Below are 20,412 nucleotides of genomic sequence, written 5' to 3'. Positions count from 1 at the left end.
TAATTTTAGTGTAGTGATTAGCTATTTATAGGTATAGTAAAATAGAAGGTACTTCCTTTTCCTGCCTCACTTTTTGCCCACAAGTTACCCTTGTGACGCTGAATGATTTCATGGGAAATAAACAGCCCAATACCCAAACCTTGAAAATGAACTGCATGCTCATCAATCCGATGATATTTGTCGAATATTCTATTCAGACTGCTTTGGGCAATCCCGATACCAGTGTCTTTCACTGATACTTGGATGGTGTCATCTTCTTGCTCAATACCTATGAAGACTTCTTCTGCTGTTGGTGAGTATTTTATGGCATTGGTTAATAAGTTAATAACCACCTGCTGTAATCTGTATTTATCACCATTGACCTGATCGTTCACTTTTCCAGTTTTGATTATTTTATGAGTAGGAGAGGTCAGCTGTATTGTCTTAACCGTGTCATTAATCAACTCATTAAAATTAAAAAAGGCGAGATTATACTGTAATTTTCCCAACCTTATTTTGCTCACGTCTAATAATTCGCTTACCAGTTCAGTAAGCCTGTCAATGGATTCATTGGCTTTCTGTGTAAACAGGGTTGCTTCTTCGTTGCTATCATCCAGCGTAAGTTCCAGCATTTGCAGATAGGCTTTGGCAGTGGTCAGGGGTGTCTTCATTTCATGGCTGGCAATGCTTACAAACTCATCCTTCCGCTCGTCGTTTAGTTTTTGTTCATTAGTATCAGTAAATGCCCCAACCCATTTTACAATATTATTTTCCTGATCAAAAACTGGCTCTCCAATCACAGTATGCCACCTGTATTCATTGTCTTTATTTTTAAGTCGTACTTCGGATTTAAAAATATTACCGGTTTCTAAACTGTGGATCCAACCAGCATTGATGCTTTCATAATCCTCAGAGTGAACTATTTCTTTCCATTCTAACTCGCCATTTGGCTCTAATCCTGAATACTCTTTCCATCGGATAGAGGAAAATTCCGCTTTTCCCTGTCCATCGGAAACCCATACCAATTGGGGTAATGTTTGTGCAAGTGAACGGAAACGCTCTTCACTTTCCCTAATTTCTTTTTCAATTTGTTTTTGCCTGGTCACATCCTTGAATGTCCAACTCCATGCATAATAAGACCCATCTTCACCAATTACCGGGTATCCGTTTCGCTCTACTATTTTTCCATCCTTAAATTCCAGATAATCAATAGTCTTTTCATTAGGATGCTCATATAGATATTTTACCTTATCAATAAATTGTTGAGGGTACAACAATTGGGACATACCAAAGGATAAGGCGGCTTCATCATCTTTTGCATCTACAATATGTTGAGGCATATTCCAGATTTCAATAAATCGCTGGTTGTATGATATAATTTTTCCTTTTGCATCCACTAGCAAAATCCCATCTACGCTTGCCTGATTATGCGCTTCCAATAAGGCTGTGCGGTAAGCTAATTTCTCCTCTGCCAACTTTTCTTCATGTATATCTATCACTGTTCCGATCATCCCTTCAAACACGTCATTTGCGTCAAATTTCGGGCTACCACTATCTACTGCCCAGCGATATTCTCCCTTGGAATTTCGAAATCTGGATAATTTGGAAAAAGGAAGCTGTGCTGAACTGGCCGAAATAAAACTTTCCTCAGCCTGTTCCTTATCATCAGGGTGTATGGCATCGACCCAACCAAATCCCAAGGATTCTTCTTTCGTTTGTCCGGTATAGTCGTACCAAAGCTTGTTCAGGTAGCTACAAGTTCCATTGGGCTCGGTAATCCAGATAATAGCAGGCACAGTATCGGTTAGCCTGCGGAAATAGGATTCACTTTCTCTTATTTTTTGCTCTGCGTCTTTTTGTTCGGATATATCGGTATGGACACCTACCCATTGGCGCACAGTACCGTCCTCATTAAAAAGTGGAATTGCTCGGATCGAAAAGTGGCGGAAACTTCCATCTATTGTTTTTAGCCGATGCTCAAAATCAAAAATGCTGCGATTTTCCATCGCAAGATTCCACCCTTTCATCGTCTGAACGACATCCTCGGGATGTACAGCATTTGCCCATCCAAAGCCCCGATATTCCTCATAAGTTTGTCCAGTAAGTACACTCCAGCCTATTTGCTCTCCTTCCAGTTCACCAAAAGAATTATTGGTCCATAAAATGCCTTTCACTGCTTTTACAGCTGCTTGAAATCGCTGTTCGCTTTCCTCAACTTCCTTTCGAGCAAGTACCTGTTCGGTGACATCAGTGGAAACGGCCATAATCCCCACAATCTCCTGATTCTCAAAAAGAGGTTCGCAAATAAAATTCATATAGACTGTTCGCTCGATTCCGTCCCGGAATTGTAGAGATGCCATTTCGGTGGCTGTAAAAGGTTTACCTGTCTCCAACACGCCACGAAGCATTTCCACCAAATCTTTAATTTTTTCCTCTTGCACATCTTTAAAAATGGGCCGATTGAGCATCTCCTCTTTTGTTCTGTCCCAGGATTGCAGCTGTTTTTTATTTGCAATTTCGACCACCAAATCTTTACCACGTAGCAGGCAAATTGCTACAGGTGCTTGTTCCACCATTTCACGGAACCTGTTTTCGATTTTTAACTTCTCCTTTGATAATTTCAGTTCAAAGGCTTGTAACATTCCTTTTGTTTTAAAATCATGCGCTTTGACTAAGGACTCGTTCCATTTAAAATAGGAGAAAATGAGTATCGCAAGTGAAATTAAACTTGAAAACAACAACAGTAAAGGTGCATAAATACTCTGTTGGACTAGGTCTTTTGACCTTTGCTCCAACAGGGAATTTTCGAGAGTGATCATTTCATTCACTTGCGACCTTAGACTGTCTTTGATAGCTTGGCTAACTAATAATTCGTCGGTTGTCACCGTTCTTGTTTTTTCTACATTAATCAGATTTTTGAGATAATCATCACGATCCCGTGCAAGCTGCTCGACAATTGCCAGACTTTTTTGTTGTTCTGAATTATCAGAAATCAGCTCTTTTACCAGTTTAATTTGTGAGGGATATTCATTCAGACCATCTGTAAAATCTTTGAGGAAGGACTCATCATGTGTGAGCAAGTATCCTTTTTGGGCTGTTTCAGCATCTCTGAAAATACCCTTGATTTTTTCCAGTTCCAGGGTGACATGTGTGGTATGATTTACCAAGGCTGCGGATTCAATAAATACATTGATTCTGGAGTAATAAAAAATTGAATGAATGATTAAAAGACTAACTGCTGCAATAAAAGCTAAGACCAGATTTTTCTTTTGGATTGTCATATATAGAGTTAATCAATAATTCATCGGTGATTTGTTAAAAGTAATTATATAAGTGACAAAAAAAGTGATATGCCTTGGAAAGGTTATTTCAGGTTTCTGAATTCGCTTGAAAACAAAATCTGATTATTCTCCTCTTGGCCTGTAGATCAAATTAGTCTAAGCTTACTTTTAGCAGGTGGGTTGGTAAAATTAAGATTTTACGACCTTCTCAACTGCAAGAATTCCAATAGGGATCTTGACCCATTTAACTTTACCCAGCTTTGAATCTAAAAGAATACAAAACCAATTGAGCAAGTAATTGGAAAAAAAATTGGCAATTCTTTGTTTTTTTGAGCACATCGATTTTTTGGGATAAAATTTTTCTGATTAATTGCAACACGCGTGCAATGCATCCAAAAAATATAAATTCTTCAATAATTCGGGCGTAACAATTATTGAAAAAAAAAGAGGTTTGAAGCAGATGGAAGAAACAAATACGAATACAAAGCTCAATTTTCTGAACGGTGGTGGTGAAATGGGCAAACTCATTCGATCAAAAGACTGGTCTAAAACTCCTTTAGGTTCGCCGGATACCTGGCCTCAAAGTCTGCGTACTTCTGTCGGGCTTTGCTTGTCCTCACCCTTTCCCATTCTTATTGCCTGGGGGCCCGAAACAATTCAAATTTACAACGACAGTTATCGGCCCATTTGTGGAGCAAAGCATCCTGAATCATTAGGGCAAAATTTTCGGATTTGCTGGGAAACGGCACTGCCGGTTGTAGGAGATGCCTTTACCAGAGGACAACATGGCGAAGGTACATATATTAAGGACCAACGGATGTTTTTGGATCGTTTTGGCTATCTCGAAGAAGCATTTATGACTTTTTCTTTTACACCTATTACGGATGAATCGGGAAAGGTCGGTGGTATTTTTCACCCTATTACCGAATCCACCGGCCAAATGCTTAGCGCAAGAAGGACGCAGGTGTTGAGAAATATTGCCGAATACATTTCCGATGCAAAGTCAAATCAGGATACATACAAACAGATAACGGAAGCCTACAATGAGTTTTGCCTTGACATACCTTTTCTATTATTCTATAAGCTGGATGAAAAAAATGAGTCGGTAAGCCTAGAAAGTGCTGTTGGTGTTAGTGCCGGCTTACCACTTTCTGAAGAAGCAGTTTCTATTAATTCCCCACAACAAGTATGGCCTTTTAAAGAAGCACTCGATAAAATGCAGCCTGTTGTAGTAAAAGGGTTAAGGGAAAAATTTGGTGAATTTGTGTGTGGACCTTATCCTGAAGCTCCCAATTCAGCCTTGGTATTTCCAATTCAAATTGCATCGAGGGAACAGCCTTTTGGATTTTTTGTGGCGGGTGTCAGTGCCCGTAGGGAATTAGATCACGCGTATTCCAATTTTTACGATCTGCTGTCAAACACGGTCAATACTGCATTTTCGAATATTTATAGTTACGAGCAGGAACGAAAAAGAGCTGAAGCATTAGCAGAAATCGATAAAGCCAAGACTGTTTTCTTCTCCAACATCAGTCATGAGTTCCGTACACCCCTTACACTTATACTTGGTCCTTTGGAAGAATTATTAAATAAGAAGGACAATAATTTCAGTGAAAGCGAAATAGGAAATCTCGAATCAACGCACCGTAATGGGATTCGTTTGCTCAAATTGGTAAATACCTTGCTCGATTTTAGCCGGGTAGAAAGTGGAAGACAACAGGGCGTGTTTAGTTTGGTTGATATCATTACGATCACAAAAAATCTTGCATCCAATTTCCGCTCGGTAATCGAAAAAGCTGATTTGAAGCTGGAAGTAAAAGCTGACTCCATCATTCAGCCAATGTATGTGGACATACAGATGTGGGAAAAAATTGTTTTCAATCTTTTAAGTAATGCTTTTAAATATACACTGGAGGGTAAAATTAGTGTGGAGCTTTCTGCAGAAAAAGATTTTGCAGTGCTGAAAGTAAGAGACACCGGAATAGGCATTCCCGAGGCTGAATTGCCTAATATGTTTGAACGCTTTCACCGGGAGCAAAATGTCAGTGGTAGAACCTATGAAGGAACAGGGATTGGCTTATCGCTGATAAAAGAATTGGTGCAAATACATCACGGCACCATTGAGGTCGAGAGTAAGCTTAATGAGGGGAGTGTTTTCATTGTGAAAATTCCGTATGGCAAAGGACATTTGAATGAACAACAGATTTCTCAAATAGAAAATGATGCATATAAAATTTCCAATGCCATTTATATCGATGAAGCACAGGCATTGCTGGACGCAGAACTGTTAGAAGCAAAAAAGTCAATCGAAAATCAAAACAGGCCGGAGCTACCAACTATTCTTGTGGTTGAGGATAACGCCGATATGCGTTTACACCTTCGGTCTATTCTGTCAGCTCATTTTAATGTCATTACCGCTAGTAACGGGCTAGACGCCTTGCGCAAAATAAAGGAAAGTAAACCTACACTGGTGCTATCTGATATTATGATGCCCGTGATGGATGGTATGGACTTATTGAAGGAAATTAGAAGCAATAAAGCCACCGAAAATATCCCTGTTATTTTCTTGACCGCCCGAGCAGGTGAAGAATCAAGAATTGAAGGTTGGGAAACAGGCGCTGATGATTACTTGGTAAAGCCATTTTCCAGGAAAGAATTACTGGCTCGAATACAAGCGCAAATAAACATTATTAAGCTTCGGAAGTCGCTAGAAAGTAATATTCGTAATTTATTTATGGAAGCGCCTGCGATTATTTGTGTGTTGAGGGGCTCTTCGCTTGTTTATGAAATTGCAAATGAAGAATACCTGAATCTTATAGGTAAAAAAGATGTAATTGGTAAAACTGTTAGAGAGGTATTACCTGAACTGGAAGGACAAGGTTTTTTTGAAATTCTTGATACTGTTTACGCCACAGGCGAACCATTCATTGGAAATGAAATTCCTGCACAGTTGGATAAGGGAAATGGAAAGTTGGAGGAGGTTTATATGAACTTCATTTACCAACCTTCTAAAAACAGTAAAGAGGAAATCGATGGGATATTTGTTCACGGGGTAGATGTTACGGAACAGGTTTTAGCAAGAAAAAAAATTGAAGAAAATGAAAATAAACTTCAAAATATTTTTCTAAACGCGCCTGCCGCCATTGCTATTTTTGAAGGACCGGAACATAAATACGTTTTGGCAAACAAGGCTTACGAAAAATTAAGCAACCGAAAAGCTGCCGATTTACTCGGCAAAAGTATGCAAGTCCTTTTTCCTGAATTGGAAGGCACAGGCACATTGGAATTATTTGACAAAGTATTGGAAACAGGAGAATCATATTCTTTTCCCGAATATGCCCTCATGCTTGACCTCAAGAATAAAGGAGTACTTCGGCAGTATTACTTTAATTTTTCTATGGAGCCATTGAAAAATAATTCTGGAGAAATTTATGGAGTTATGGCGGTGACCTATGATATCACAGAAAAGGTTGAGGCTAGAAAAAAAATTAAAGAAAATGAAAAACGCTTTAGCAACCTTCTAATGGAATCACCCTTTGCCTTTGCAATATTAAAAGGAGAAGACAAGGTTGTTTCATTGGCTAATGATGCTATAAAAGGCGTTTGGGGCAAGGGAGGAGACATCGAAGGCAAGTCACTCCTAACATTGATGCCTGAAATTAAAGAGCAGGGATTTGCAACCTTGCTAGAACAAGTATATATAACAGGAAAACCTTTCTATGGACATGAAGAATTGGTGAAACTGGAGCGAAATGGTATTTGGGAAGACGTGTATTTCAATTTCATTTTTCAGCCCTATAAAGAAGCTGATGAAACCATTTCTGGCGTAACTATTATAGCCAATGAAGTGACTACACAGGCAATAGCAAATAAAAGCATTGTAATAGCCAAAGAGAATGTGAGTAGGTTATTTATGCAAGCCCCTGCGGTGATTTGTGTGCTTCGCGGACCCCAACATATTGTAGAACTTGCCAACAGCCATTATTACCGGTTTGTCGGAAAAAGCGATATGTTAGGAAAAACCATAAGGGAAGGGTTACCTGAATTAGAAGGCCAAGGTTTTTTCGAGATCCTCGACAATGTTTATACCACAGGAGAACCTTTTATTGGCAATGAAATGCCTGCAAAGTTTGATCGGGGGGCTGGAAGGCCTGAAGATGCTTTTGTGAATTTTGTTTACCAGGCATCACATAACAATGAAGGGGAAATAGATGGGATACTGGTTCATGCAGTAGATGTCACTGAACAGGTACTGGCACGTAAAAAAATAGAAGAAAGCGAAAAATATTTTCGGCAATTGACTGATACAGTTCCTGCGATTATTTGGATTACCGAACCCGATGGTAGCTGTAGTTATTTAAACAAAAACTGGTATAGCTATACCGGGCAAACCGAAGCAGAGGCACTTAGTTTTGGCTGGCTTGATGCCACGCATCCAGATGACAAGGAGGAAACAGGAAGGCTTTTTTTAGAAGCCAATGCAGCGCAAAAATCCTTCATGGCCTCATATCGGCTAAAAGTAAAAAATGGAGACTACCGATGGGCTATTGACCGAGGTAGCCCTAAGTTCGGCGAAGACGGACAGTATGAAGGAATGATAGGCACCGTGGTAGATGTGCATGAGGAAAAACTTGCCGCAGATAAAATACTGGACAGTGAAAAGCAATTCAACACGCTGGCAAATAATATCCAGAATCTTGCTTGGATAGCAGATGGAAATGGTTGGATTTACTGGTATAATCAACAATGGTTTGATTACACCGGCACAACAATGGAGGAAATGCGAGGATTGGGCTGGGAAAAACTACTTCATCCTGACCATGTCGATAGAGTGGTAAACTTTGTGTCCGAAGCCTGGAAAATTAATATTCCTTGGGAACTTATCTATCCAATACGCGGAATTGATGGGTTGTACCGCACCTTCCTTACCCGTGCTAACCCTGTCTATAGCGATGAAGGAAAAATCACACATTGGATCGGTACAAATACTGATATAGAACAACAAAAGCAAAATGATGACAGAAAAGATGAATTCATCAGCATTGCTAGCCATGAATTAAAGACGCCGCTTACTACAGCTAAGGCTTATTTGCAAATGCTGGAATTTACCTTAGAGGATGACAACACTGAGGCAAATCTATATTCCCAAAAAGCAAATGAATCTGTTAACCGGCTTGATGAACTGATCACCGAATTGTTGGATGTGAGTAAGATAAGGCTAGGCAAGTTAACATACTCCATAACAAACTTTGATTTTAATGATATGGTAGAAAGAACTGTGAAAAACATGCAGCTAATTTTACCAACCCATACAATTATAAAAACAGGTGAAGTTTGCAACAGTATTTATGGTGATAAAGAAAGGCTGCAGCAAGTGCTGATAAATTTATTATCAAATGCTGTAAAATATTCTCCGGGCGAAGAAAAGGTTTTTTTACATGTGGAGCAGGATGAGGAAATGATAAAAGTATCAATAAGAGATAATGGTATCGGAATAGGTAAGAAAAACTTAAATAATATTTTTGATAAGTACCACCGCATCGAAGAACAAGCAATTCATTTTCAGGGGCTAGGGATTGGGTTATATATTTCTCATGAAATTATTCAACGTCATGAGGGAAAATTATGGGCCGAAAGTGAACTGGGAAAGGGTAGCATTTTCTATTTTACTTTACCCATGACAAATGCTGAATCAAGCAAGGATCAAAAACTTTAATACTCTTTAACGCATAAAAAAATGCTTGGAGAAAAATCCCCAAGCATTTGATTTTGATAAAGTTTTCCTTTTAAAAATTAAATCCCACTGTAAGTACTCCTGAGGTGATGGAGTTTTGAAGTTGGGTAATCGGCCCAAAATTGTTGTCGTTAGAGTCCAAGACTTGATAGCTTCGATACAATCCTTTATACTTCTGATTGATAAATGCCAAATCTATTGATATGGATTTAAGTTTTACTCCAAATCCTCCGCTCAACTGTTGTGTAGTTTGGCTTATATCTGGAGAATTGGCAAAAGGATCACCAAAATAGGCATAGCCAGCTCTTAACCTAAAGATGTCGAATCTGGCCTCACCACCTAACCTGTAGTTTAGAGTACTGCCATATAAATTTCTTATGACGCGATTGTCAGGTCCTTCGTCAAAGTCGTTGGAACTGATTCTACCCGCACTGTAATCAACCCAATCCACATCCGCCGAAATGAATCCATTTTTTCCAATGAAAAAGGTCGCTCCTCCACCAAGTTTGAGAGGAGTATTTAGACCATAATTACTGATTACAAAATTTGACAAAGCCGTCTGGGTACCCAAGGTTATGTCTTCCTGCTCGAAATAGTAATTATTATAATTGGCTGTCATTCCTGCTTCATATTCCTCATTCAATGAATACCAAGTGGGGGACTGGAAGATAAAGCCAAGGTTTAAGTAATCTATCGGTTTATAAATCACCCCCAGATTTAAATTAACGCCAGCACCAGAGATGAATAATCTTTCTGTAAGGCTTGAGTTGGCTAAGGGCTGATCTACAAATTCTTCATTGTAGATTTTGGTGGAAGAAAATGACAGAGTTCTAATTCCTATCCCTCCGCCTATGAAAAGCTTATGATTGAAATTGGCTCCGTAGGAAAGGGAGATTTGATTCGAGCTACCTTCTTGGGTAATGTTTTCATCCTGAAACGGAAGACCCAAAACAAATGAATCGTATGTATTCGGATTAGCAATTGGGTTTCCTTGCTCATCAAAGGCTATAGGATTGATCAGGTAGGTTTGGTATGCTAATCCAGTCAAACCAAAATTTTCGATTTGATTTTCAGGCATTCCAAAGGCATCCTGCAGATAAAAGTCGATTATCGAACTTTCCCCTGGTTGATCTGAGAAATACCCATATTCTGTGTTGAAATTAGCTATCCGCTGATAGCAGAATCCGAATGCGCCTCCCTTGAACGCTCTCGACTCTAGATTGCCTTTCGGATTGGCCATGACATAACTCATGTTTGGGACATTGAAATTGGTCGTGTTATAGGTCTTGTTTTGCCCTAAATACCTAGTGTCCACTTTCCAGTCGGAATAGCCTAAGCTAATACTCGCTTCAGATGATCTGAAAAAGCCTAGGCCAGCAGGATTTCCGGCTATATTGGATACATCACCACCGAGTGACCATTGTGTGCCGCCAATCCCTTGGATTCTTGCGGAGCCGGATGGATTTACGCGGCTAAATCGATAAGCATCTTCGAAATAACCACTTTGAGCAAAAGCTCCTGTAATTGTGAATGAACTGATGAAAAGTAAAATAGTCAGAACCCTCATTGGATAATAATTTGGTTTTAAAGAATTAACGGTAGTTAACAGCATTTGTGCAGAATTTTCGCAAAAAAAAAGGGGAAATTAATTCCCCCTTCCTCCTCTGGATCCTCCGACGCTTCCGCCTGAAGATCCACCAGAACTTCTACTTGGTGCACTCATACCACCGCCACCGCCACCTGATCTAGCTGGAGCGTTATATGAAGGTGAGGAGTTTGTTCTACTTGGTGCCACCGATCTGATATTTGTTGGGTTCGCATTCCTGTTGTAGGTAGGAGCGGTAGAACGGTTGTTGTAAGTAGGAGTTGAATTCCGATTGTATGATGGACTGCTAGTCCTGCTATTAGGATTGTTGTAAGAAGGTGATGTGCCTCTAGCAGGGGAACCACTTCTCATATTATTCGCTGGAGTGTAAGCATTATTTGTTCGAGCAGAAGGTATTGCACTGCTTGATCTGGTCGTTGCTGCTCCACGGTTTGTTGCAGGTGAACTGATGTTTCTATTTGTTGCTACTCTACTTCGATTTGAATTGTAATAATCATTTTGAGAGTTGCTGAAATCTCGAGTTGAAGCTCTTGAATTTTCAGAAGAGACTAAACTTCTCGCTGAAGAGTTATTTGCATTAGCTGCATTACCTCTGGCTTGGGCTCTGGAAGTACTAGGCATTACACCGACTTGGTTTCCACCAATTCCTGAATTGGTCAATGAAGAACCTCTTGTAGGGCGTGCACCATAAGCAGTCTGTCTGTTACCATACTCGCTACCAGGGAGAACGAAGATATTATTTCCGGCAAAAATTGGTCTTCCATAGCCAAAGCCTCCGTAACCTAATCCACCAAAGAACGGATTACCGAAACCAAGACCTCCAAATCCCATGTAAGGATTGCCGAAGCCGAAACCGTATGGATTGCCGAAGCCAAAGCCACCCATTCCCATCATGAAAGGGTCATTCCATCCGAAACCTCCCATGCGCATGAATGGACTTCCCCATCCAAAGCCCATACCGAAGCCAAGAGAAAGTCTTGGTCTGAAACCAAAAGACGGTCCCCAGAATGGATCATAAAAGCCCCAAGGACTCATCATTCCTCCAAATCCATAACCCATTCCGATATTGAAATTAATGTTTGGAGAGTTATTGAATCCATTTTGATTTTGGCGAACAGAGTAATTGTCGTAAGCATTGGGATTTCCCGCATTTGCTTGCTGACCCGCTCCCTCATCAAAATAAATTACATCTTCTGAAGCGGAAGAGTTGTCATTAGATTGGTATCTGGAAATATATTCAGGATTTACATTTCTGGAACTAAAGTTTTGATCTGCTACTCCGGGTTCCTGGGAAATGTTTTGGAATGACTTTGGATTATTATTTGCCACAGCATATTGCGTGGCAATTTTCGTGTCCGAAGCCATAAAATAAAGATTGTCCTCAGTTGCAGTCGTAGCCAGTTTATTGGTACTACAGGATGAAATGATAACTGAGCCAATGAGAAGTGAAGCGGTAATAATGGATAATTTCTTCATAGTTGAAGTTGTTTGATACTTTGTTATACGAGCTGACAACCCTGAGGTTATACTTTTTGGATTATATTTGCCAGCCCTAATTAAGCAAAAATAAAGACATTTTAACATTCTAACCAACAAATGAGCAAAGGACTTCCAAAGCGCAGTGAAGATTATTCCCTGTGGTACAATGAATTGGTAAAGAAAGCAGACTTAGCCGAAAACTCAGCCGTGCGTGGATGCATGGTAATTAAGCCCTATGGCTACTCTATTTGGGAAAAGATGCAGGCACAGTTGGATATCATGTTCAAGGAAACCGGACATACCAATGCCTATTTTCCACTTTTTATCCCAAAATCTTTTTTGAGTAAAGAGGCAAGCCATGTGGAAGGCTTCGCCAAGGAATGTGCAGTGGTGACGCATTATCGGCTAAAAAATGCCGAAGATGGGTCGGGAATAATTGTAGATCCGGATGCAAAGCTTGAAGAAGAACTAATTGTTCGCCCGACTTCCGAAACGGTAATTTGGAGTACATATAAAAATTGGATTCAATCCTATCGTGACCTCCCTCTTCTGGTAAATCAGTGGGCCAATGTGGTCAGATGGGAAATGAGAACCCGACTTTTCCTCAGGACTACGGAGTTTCTCTGGCAAGAAGGTCATACTGCACATGCGACAGCGAAAGAAGCGATGGATGAGACAGTTCAGATGATGAATGTCTATGCCCAGTTTGCAGAGGAGTATATGGCTGTACCTGTGATTAAAGGCAGAAAAACGGAAAATGAGCGATTTGCCGGTGCGGATGATACTTTTTGTATCGAAGCAATGATGCAGGATGGAAAAGCGCTTCAGGCTGGTACTTCGCATTTCTTGGGTCAGAATTTCGCTAAAGCATTTGATGTGAAATTTGCAACAAAAGAAGGCGGGCTGGAATATGTCTGGGGAACATCTTGGGGTGTGAGTACACGGTTGATGGGGGCACTTATCATGGCACATTCTGATGACAACGGATTGGTACTTCCTCCTAAACTTGCCCCAATTCAAGTGGTGATTGTACCGATTTATCGAGGTGAAGCCGAACTGGAAGCGATTTCAATTAAGGTAAATGAAATAGTCGCTGAACTTAGAAAAGCTGGCATCTCAGTTAAATATGATAATCGGGATACCCATAAGCCAGGTTGGAAATTTGCGGAGTATGAGCTTAAAGGTGTTCCTGTTCGAATAGGAATTGGACCAAGAGATCTGGAAAATGGGACTATTGAATTAGCCAGAAGAGATAATCTTACTAAAGAAACTTTCGAGCTTAGCTCTCAACCCATCTCCGAAAAAATCACGCAATTGCTGGATGATATTCAGAATGGAATTTTCCAAAAAGCGCTGGATTTCAGAGCTTCTGTCACCACGGAAGTCAATTCTTGGGAGGAGTTTCAACAAGTCTTAAATGACAAAGGTGGTTTTGTATCTGCGCACTGGGATGGAACTTCCAAGACCGAAGAAAAAATCAAAGAGCTTACGAAGGCCACGATCCGTTGTATTCCTCTAGACAGAAAAGAGGAAACAGGTAGCTGTGTTTTCACAGGAAATCCTTCCGAGGGCAGAGTATATTTTGCCAAAGCGTATTAATATCAACATATCAAGGCCCGGAAATAATCCTTCCGGGTTTTTCATTTTGGTTTATGGGTTTACCCTTCTAATCTCGTATTTTACGCTAAATTCTATATCTATCTCAACAGTCCCATGACAATCGTGATCTTAGCCAGTCTTTTGATTATTGGATTGATTCTCCTTCTGATCGAATTATTGTTTATACCGGGAACCACCTTTGTTGGGATTTTTGGAATGATAGTCAGTTTAGCTGGAGTCGTTTATGCCTTCAGCGCTTTTGATTCAGAAACTGCTTATTGGATCGTCGGAATTTCAGCCATTTTGAATCTTGTTGCGGTGTGGTATGGCTTTAGTTCAGGAATATGGAAACGGTTTTCTTTAAAAACATCCATGCAAGGTGGTGCGTTTGACGGTAGGACTAGCGCACTTACTATTGGCATGGTGGGTACGGCAGTATCGGATATCAAGCCTATTGGCAAAGCAGCTTTTGGTGATGTCAGCTACGAAGTCAAATCTGAAGGTGGCTTTATCGAAGTAGGCAAGACCGTGAGTATAATTAAAATTGAAAACAATAAAATTCTAGTTAAATAATTCTTTATGGAGGCATCAAATTCTTTATTCCTTTTGGTTGCTGCGTTTGCAGGAATCGTATTATTATTCATCTTTCTTTATTTTGTCCCAGTGGGCTTATGGATTACCGCTCAGTTTTCCAATGTCAAAGTCGGAATTGGTGAGCTCATCGGGATGAGAATCCGAAAAGTTCCACCAAGTATCATTGTCAATTCTTTGATTACAGCTACCAAAGCTGGTTTGCATCTGACTTCTAATGATTTAGAAACTCACTTTCTGGCAGGTGGTAACGTGCCAACTGTAATTCGAGCACTTATCTCAGCGGATAAAGCCAATATAAGTTTGACTTTTAAGCAGGCTACAGCTATTGATCTAGCAGGTCGGGATGTGTTTGAGGCAGTTCAGATCTCTGTAAACCCAAAAGTGATCAATACACCTAATGTAGCTGCGGTAGCCGCTGATGGGATTCAGCTGATTGCTAAGGCAAGAGTGACTGTCCGAGCAAACATTGCCCAGCTTGTCGGTGGTGCTGGTGAGGAGACGATTTTGGCCAGAGTAGGTGAGGGGATTGTGACCTCTATCGGTTCTTCCGCAAATCATAAGACTGTGTTGGAAAATCCTGATAAGATTTCAAAATTGGTACTTCAGCGGGGTTTGGATGCGGGCACTGCCTTTGAAATCTTATCCATTGATATCGCTGACATTGACGTAGGAACTAACATCGGTGCAAAACTTCAAATTGATCAAGCATCTGCAGATTTAAAAGTAGCTGAAGCGAAAGCCGAGGAGCGACGTGCCATGGCTGTTGCTCTCGAGCAGGAAATGAAAGCCAGAAATGTGGAAATGAGAGCCAAAGTAATCGAAGCGGAAGCTGAAGTTCCCAAAGCATTGGCAGAAGCTTTCCGGTCTGGGAAGTTGGGAGTAATGGATTACTACAGAATGGAAAATATCAAGTCTGATACCTCCATGCGGGAATCAATCGCCAGTTCTGATAAGGACTCGAAAGATTCAGGAATAGGAAAATCCGAAAAGAAATAATCTGAATTGAATAAAAAAAGGGAGCAATCAAGTTCCCTTTTTCCTTTTCCCACTAGTTGGTTCTTCCACTTGGATCAATACAGGCTTGTAAAGTTCCTTGGCTAGAATCTGATTCCCCGTCCAGTCAGCAACGATTTCCTGATAGTTGATTGGTAAGATCACGTCTCCTTTTTCATTTAAGACTCCTGTTAATTTATTTTTGGTCACGATAAAGAAATCGGGTTTTTCAACTTGGATATTTTCAAATTCCACAGAGAAAATCTCATTTCCTGAATTGTCCAAAAGTCCTCTTTTACCTTCCTTTTCAACCAGAAAAAATCCTTCTTTCAGTCTGCAAACTTGGTCGAAGCCTTCCTGATTCAATGCTTTACCAGTTTTATCCAAAAGAAAAAACCTGCCGCTTTCTTTAGCTATGGCAATACCTGAGGAGAAATTTTTTATCTCATCCCATCTTGAATCGCTGATGATATTTCCATTCGTTCCTATCAATCCCCATTTCGAAGAGTTTCTGTAAAAAGATACTGATTCATAGAAATTGCTCGCTTCAGAAAAAAGTGGATCAATGATCCATTTCCCGGATGAATTGACAAACCCTGTTTTCCCATCTTTTCCAGCCGGAAAAAGACCCTCCGTTCCGGGATTGATCCAGGTCGGGCCGATAGTGGGCTGGACTTGCCAACCTTTTTTCCCCAAGAGCCCTACCGATTTATCTCTGAATGTGACGTTATATAAATTATCACCGACCACACGAACTGATTCCATGCCTACTGCATCGAGGAGGATTCCGTCCTCTTCCATGACACGTCGGAGTTTGCCATGAATATATTCAAGCATGAGGTCTCCCTCTTTTGTGATTTTATGATAAGAGTTGTATGAAACGTCGGAACGGATAAAGTCTCCTTTTATAAGTAGGTATTGGTTTTCATCAAAGCCATAGAAATAATCTCCTTTGGAATGTTCCAACTGAGATAAAATTGGCTGCATGACGTAATCACCTTCGAAATTAAGAATACCGAATCCGGTCGTTTCTTTGGCTAAAAGACAGCTTCCTTCGTTTTCTTCTATCAGTTGGTACCTCCTTTCTGGGTCTTTTGATCTTGGTAAAAAATAGTTTCCATCTTTCTGGGCGATGATTATCCCATTTTTAGTGAATTTGCAACTATCCCAAGGTCCCAAAGCCGTGGTTTTGCCATTTCCTTTTTCATAAAGCCAATATTCCCTGCCTTTTCGACCTATTAAATAAGTGAAATAGGTCTCGATCTCTTCGTATTCTGATGGTAAAGCCAAAATACCATATTCATGAAAAGCACCGATACCATTCGGACCTTTGACAAGAATCCAGGGAGCAAGGTATTGAAAGACATTATCTCCTTTGAGATCTACCAAGGGCTTCAATTCCCGAGAAAGCATCGCCAGACCCTTCTCATTTTTACCGGTGATTACTGTTTCACTGAGTACTTCGATTCTGTCATATATGGCGAGGGATTTGAGATTTCCTTGCATATCATAAACTTCCCAAGTTTGGGCCAGAAGGGTGTTTGAACACAGGGAAATAGCCAGTAAGGCTAGGAGTGAGCGAAATGAGGTAGGTGACATTTTTGGGATTTGGATTCTGTTTGCCTTAAATATAAAATGACCAAAGGATACTAGTTGATCCTTCGGTCATTTCCAGTGAATTAAACTCGGATTATTTTTCGATTTTAATCTTCTCCAGATCAAAAATATCTGAGATTATTTCGATCATTTCCTCTGCCTCATCACGTTTGCAGGCCGCCCTGAGTTGTACGACTGGTACTTTCAGGATTTTCTGCATCATGCTTTTTGTAATTTTATCGATGAGGTCGTACTCTTTTTGATCTGCTTTCTTAAGGAATCTTGTGAGTTCTTCCTGACGAATTTGCTCTAAAGACTGCTTGAGTTTGTTGATCGTGGGGGAGACCATCATTTCTTTTTTCCAGCTGTAGAACTCCTCAATATTTTCATCAATGATTTCTTCTACTTTTGGAATTGCTGCCAGCCTTTTTTCCAAAGCCTCTGAAGCTTTACTGCGAATATTATCAACATTATATAGCACTACTCCAGGCACATCTTCAACGGAAGTTTCTATACTCCGAGGGACAGATAAGTCGACGAGTAGCTTGTAGCTTTGGATATCGAATTGCTTGACGAGGTCCTTAGTGATAAAAGGTTCATTTTTCGTGATCGAGCAGATGATTACATCGGCTTCGTTCATAGCCTCTCTGCATTCTTCAAAAGGAATGACTTCAAACCCAAGTGGGCTTGCGATTTCTTCAGCTTTGGATTGGGTTCTATTCGTGATTTTTATTTTTGCTTCAGGCAAATGCACCATGTTTTTAGCTACGTCTTCACCAATTTCACCCACTCCTATCAGAAGGATTCGAGGCTGATAGATGGTTGAAGTAAGACTGTCAATAAGTTCAATCGTAGCGTAAGAAAGCGATGCAGCTCCATCCCTGAATGAAGTCTCCTGCACAATTCGCTTATTTGTGAAAAAAATGGTGTGCATCAGTCGATGCAAAAATGGGCCTGCCATATCCAAATCTGCGGCGGTTTGATAAGCTCTTTTGACTTGATTGGAAATCTGAACATCACCAATTACCTGAGCTTCTAAACCTATTGAGACTCGGAATAGATGTTCAATCGCCTGACGATCTTTGTTGTAGACTTCGAAATAATCCAGATAATTGATGACATCGCTTAGCCCTTTTTCCAGACCAATCAGTTTGATAATCTCTGTACTGAGATCAAGGGAATGCGTGTAATATACCTCTGTCCTGTTGCAAGTAGACAATACCAGAGCATCACCTAAACTGAAAAACTCCCTAAGCTTCAGTAGGATACGATGAATGGAGGCCTCATCCAAAGAAATTAATTCTCTGATGTGTACAGGGGCTGTTTTATGAGAGAGACTTAATGCTCTAAACTTGGTGTGCATATTTTCAAGTCTTGCTTTGCAAATTTAACAGACTATGCCCCCGTAAAAGTTTATTTCACTCCGCTCTGGAGTAATTTAGAATTCATCTAAATAATAATCAATTCCTAATAATCAAGTTCCTTTGAAATTGGAATATAATTTTCAAAGTTTTAACTTATAAGTTACTAGACCATCATATTCTTTTTTTTTGCTATGAGGAAGACTATTTTTTATTGGATGAAATCCTACTTGGGATTCTCAAGAAAAGAGTCAAAAGGATTTATTCTTTTGATTCCTTTTTTGATTTTGTTTGGATTGCTGCCTAATACTATTGGTTTTTTTAAAAACCTTAGTGCAGAAAGAACGCTCGTTCAATACCAAACCCGACTTGATAGCTTGAGACATTTGGGAATTCCTTTGGAATCCTCCCCATTACCTACATTCAATCCACAGGATACTGTCAAAGCAAAGCGGAATCAAAAGCAAATTGAGAACCTGAATCGAATTTCTTTTTCAGAGACGGATTCGATTACCCTTCAAATTGTCCCAGGCATTGGTCAAGCGACAGCAGGAAGGATAATCAAATACCGGGAAAATTTGGGTGGCTTTCATTCTCAAAATCAATTGCTGGAGGTGTATGGCACGAAAAGCGAAACGATCAGTTCCATTTGGGATTTTTTTGACTTTGATTCCAAAATTTTCAGAAAAATAAATATCAACGCTGCCACGCTAGATGAACTTGCAGCACATCCATATATCAGTTATGGAGAGGCCAAAGTCTTGATTGCCTTTAGGAATCAACACGGAAACTTCAAATCGACGGATGATCTGATGAAGGTGAAAATTTTCAAATCAGAATGGATCGAAAAAATTAGACCCTACCTAAACTTTGATTAAGACCATTCCTATTATAAAAAGAATCGTTTTTTACCATCTTTGGGAATGCCTGTTGAGTTGAATCAAAAAATAAATCTGCCTGTCTTAAATCTTCCGCATTTCCAGCCGGATCTCCTTCAGGATGAGGGTAAACTTTGGATTTTCGATTCCTTGCGCAAAAAACACTTGATTTTAACTCCGGAGGAATGGGTTCGTCAGCATTGGGTCAACTTCTTGATTAATCATCATCAGTACCCTAGGGGACTTTTTTCACTTGAAAAAGGTATGAAATACAATCAGATGAATAAAAGGACTGATCTCGTGGTTTTTGACAGACAAAGCAATCCGTTTCTTTTGGTGGAATGCAAAGCCCCAAATATTAAAATAGATGGAAAGACGCTAAATCAAATAATGACCTACAATACAAAGCTTAATTGCCCGAATTTAATTTTATCAAATGGCCTCAAGCATCTTTTTATGGAATATTCACTTGAAGACCAGAAATTCATACAGCGAGCTAGTTTGCCCGAATGTCCGAAATAAGCAGTTTTTTTATATGATAACCATCAGTCTTTTTTTAAATTACGGATAATTAGACCAGCGAAATAATGTCCAGCCATTCACATAATACACCGTGCGAACTTTGTACTAGTAGGAAGTACTCCCTTTTTTCTGATTTGTCAGAAGCACAGATCTGTGTGATATCAGAACATAAAAATTTAATCTCCCACCGCAAAGGTCAAATCCTTTATAATGAGGGTACTAAGCCCTTGGGCATTTTCTGTATCAACTCAGGAGTAGTGAAGGTGTACAAAACTGCATCAAACGGAAAAGAGCAGATCATTCACTTGGCTCAAAAGGGCGATTTTTTGGGTTATGCGGCCTTGCTGGGGGAAGAAAATTACACTAATTCTTCGATGATTGTGGAAGATGCCAAAATCTGCTTCGTACCAAAGGAGGCATTTATGAACTCACTACTCCATAATACTCCGTTTCTTAGGAGGATCACTAAATCTCTCAGTCATGAAATAGGAGTAATGGAAGAAAAACTAACAGACGCCACCCAGAAAAGTATCCGAGAAAGACTAGCATTTGTATTGCTTCAATTGGGTAATTCCTATGGAATAGAGGGTGGAGAAAACCAAAAAATTGATTTAATCTTGAGTAGGGAAGAAATTGCCGGAATTGTAGGTACCGCAACTGAATCGGTGATTCGATTACTTTCAGAATTCAAAAAGGACAACCTAATTGAGTTGGAAGGCAAAAAGATAATCATCAAAGATAAGCGTGGACTTGCTCGATTATCAGACTTTTACGCTTAAATAGAACTACAACG

The 20,412-nt window shown here is 40.0% G+C and carries 12 protein-coding genes; 7 read left to right on the top strand and 5 right to left on the bottom strand.

Annotated features, from left to right (window positions below; all coding sequences use genetic code 11):
• Nucleotides 1-17 precede the first annotated feature (17 nt).
• Nucleotides 18-3,260 carry a PAS domain S-box protein gene (locus ACK4HU_RS08870; RefSeq protein ID WP_409805694.1) on the bottom strand — a complete coding sequence of 1,081 codons (3,243 nt, stop codon included), beginning with the start codon at nucleotides 3,258-3,260 and terminating at the stop codon, nucleotides 18-20.
• 460 nt (nucleotides 3,261-3,720) lie between these two features.
• On the opposite strand from ACK4HU_RS08870, the gene ACK4HU_RS08865 reads away from it, so the two are divergent.
• Nucleotides 3,721-8,973 (top strand): ATP-binding protein, encoded by a 5,253-nt coding sequence (locus ACK4HU_RS08865; protein ID WP_409805691.1) that lies wholly within the window; start codon nucleotides 3,721-3,723, stop codon nucleotides 8,971-8,973.
• 70 nt (nucleotides 8,974-9,043) lie between these two features.
• Here the strand turns inward: ACK4HU_RS08865 and ACK4HU_RS08860 are convergent, their stop codons facing one another.
• Together ACK4HU_RS08860 and ACK4HU_RS08855 are read right to left on the bottom strand one after the other, a co-directional pair.
• Nucleotides 9,044-10,558, bottom strand: a complete 1,515-nt coding sequence (locus tag ACK4HU_RS08860) for an OmpP1/FadL family transporter (protein ID WP_409805689.1) — start codon at nucleotides 10,556-10,558, stop codon at nucleotides 9,044-9,046.
• A 78-nt stretch (nucleotides 10,559-10,636) separates the two neighbouring features.
• Nucleotides 10,637-12,073, bottom strand: a complete 1,437-nt coding sequence (locus ACK4HU_RS08855) for a hypothetical protein (RefSeq protein ID WP_409805686.1) — start codon at nucleotides 12,071-12,073, stop codon at nucleotides 10,637-10,639.
• A gap of 120 nt (nucleotides 12,074-12,193) precedes the next feature.
• Between ACK4HU_RS08855 and proS the strand changes: the two genes are divergently transcribed.
• The 3 genes from proS to floA all read left to right on the top strand — a co-directional run bounded on the left by proS (nucleotide 12,194) and on the right by floA (nucleotide 15,265).
• Nucleotides 12,194-13,675, top strand: coding sequence for a proline--tRNA ligase (gene proS / locus ACK4HU_RS08850; protein ID WP_409805684.1), 1,482 nt, complete (start codon nucleotides 12,194-12,196; stop codon nucleotides 13,673-13,675).
• Nucleotides 13,676-13,789: 114 nt separating this feature from the next.
• Entirely contained in the window at nucleotides 13,790-14,248 is a 459-nt protein-coding gene (locus tag ACK4HU_RS08845) for an NfeD family protein (RefSeq protein ID WP_409805682.1), read from the top strand.
• A gap of 6 nt (nucleotides 14,249-14,254) precedes the next feature.
• Complete coding sequence (gene floA, locus ACK4HU_RS08840; RefSeq protein ID WP_409805679.1) at nucleotides 14,255-15,265, top strand: flotillin-like protein FloA; 1,011 nt, start codon at nucleotides 14,255-14,257, stop codon at nucleotides 15,263-15,265.
• 27 nt (nucleotides 15,266-15,292) lie between these two features.
• On the opposite strand, the gene ACK4HU_RS08835 is transcribed toward floA, so the two are convergent.
• Together ACK4HU_RS08835 and hemA are read right to left on the bottom strand one after the other, a co-directional pair.
• A complete protein-coding gene (locus ACK4HU_RS08835) occupies nucleotides 15,293-16,861 on the bottom strand; it encodes a WG repeat-containing protein (protein WP_409805677.1) in 1,569 nt (522 codons plus the stop codon).
• A 91-nt stretch (nucleotides 16,862-16,952) separates the two neighbouring features.
• Nucleotides 16,953-18,221 (bottom strand): glutamyl-tRNA reductase, encoded by a 1,269-nt coding sequence (gene hemA, locus ACK4HU_RS08830; RefSeq protein ID WP_409805675.1) that lies wholly within the window; start codon nucleotides 18,219-18,221, stop codon nucleotides 16,953-16,955.
• A 216-nt stretch (nucleotides 18,222-18,437) separates the two neighbouring features.
• Here hemA and ACK4HU_RS08825 point away from each other — a divergent pair, with 216 nt between their 5' ends.
• The 3 genes from ACK4HU_RS08825 to ACK4HU_RS08815 all read left to right on the top strand — a co-directional run bounded on the left by ACK4HU_RS08825 (nucleotide 18,438) and on the right by ACK4HU_RS08815 (nucleotide 20,398).
• Nucleotides 18,438-19,097, top strand: coding sequence for a ComEA family DNA-binding protein (locus ACK4HU_RS08825; RefSeq protein WP_409805672.1), 660 nt, complete (start codon nucleotides 18,438-18,440; stop codon nucleotides 19,095-19,097).
• Between the two features lie 45 nt (nucleotides 19,098-19,142).
• A complete protein-coding gene (locus ACK4HU_RS08820; protein WP_409805670.1) occupies nucleotides 19,143-19,619 on the top strand; it encodes a type I restriction enzyme HsdR N-terminal domain-containing protein in 477 nt (158 codons plus the stop codon).
• Between the two features lie 65 nt (nucleotides 19,620-19,684).
• The gene (locus ACK4HU_RS08815) at nucleotides 19,685-20,398 is read left to right on the top strand and encodes a Crp/Fnr family transcriptional regulator (RefSeq protein ID WP_409805668.1); all 714 of its coding nucleotides are present in this window, start codon (nucleotides 19,685-19,687) and stop codon (nucleotides 20,396-20,398) included.
• Nucleotides 20,399-20,412: the final 14 nt, after the last annotated feature.

The sequence above is a fragment of the Algoriphagus sp. genome (assembly GCF_046296635.1).
GTDB lineage: Bacteria > Bacteroidota > Bacteroidia > Cytophagales > Cyclobacteriaceae > Algoriphagus.
The sequence above is the reverse complement of the archived record's forward strand: the minus strand, read 5'-3'. Positions and strand labels throughout refer to the sequence as shown.

Excerpts from the sequence above, each read along its gene's own strand:
- floA (WP_409805679.1), top strand. The coding sequence starts at position 14,255 with ATGGAGGCATCAAATTCTTTATTCCTTTTGGTTGCTGCGTTTGCAGGA.
- ACK4HU_RS08855 (WP_409805686.1), bottom strand. The coding sequence starts at position 12,073 with ATGAAGAAATTATCCATTATTACCGCTTCACTTCTCATTGGCTCAGTT.
- ACK4HU_RS08815 (WP_409805668.1), top strand. The coding sequence starts at position 19,685 with ATGTCCAGCCATTCACATAATACACCGTGCGAACTTTGTACTAGTAGG.
- hemA (WP_409805675.1), bottom strand. The coding sequence starts at position 18,221 with ATGCACACCAAGTTTAGAGCATTAAGTCTCTCTCATAAAACAGCCCCT.
- ACK4HU_RS08820 (WP_409805670.1), top strand. The coding sequence starts at position 19,143 with ATGCCTGTTGAGTTGAATCAAAAAATAAATCTGCCTGTCTTAAATCTT.
- ACK4HU_RS08870 (WP_409805694.1), bottom strand. The coding sequence starts at position 3,260 with ATGACAATCCAAAAGAAAAATCTGGTCTTAGCTTTTATTGCAGCAGTT.
- ACK4HU_RS08860 (WP_409805689.1), bottom strand. The coding sequence starts at position 10,558 with ATGAGGGTTCTGACTATTTTACTTTTCATCAGTTCATTCACAATTACA.
- proS (WP_409805684.1), top strand. The coding sequence starts at position 12,194 with ATGAGCAAAGGACTTCCAAAGCGCAGTGAAGATTATTCCCTGTGGTAC.
- ACK4HU_RS08865 (WP_409805691.1), top strand. The coding sequence starts at position 3,721 with ATGGAAGAAACAAATACGAATACAAAGCTCAATTTTCTGAACGGTGGT.
- ACK4HU_RS08835 (WP_409805677.1), bottom strand. The coding sequence starts at position 16,861 with ATGTCACCTACCTCATTTCGCTCACTCCTAGCCTTACTGGCTATTTCC.
- ACK4HU_RS08825 (WP_409805672.1), top strand. The coding sequence starts at position 18,438 with ATGAAATCCTACTTGGGATTCTCAAGAAAAGAGTCAAAAGGATTTATT.
- ACK4HU_RS08845 (WP_409805682.1), top strand. The coding sequence starts at position 13,790 with ATGACAATCGTGATCTTAGCCAGTCTTTTGATTATTGGATTGATTCTC.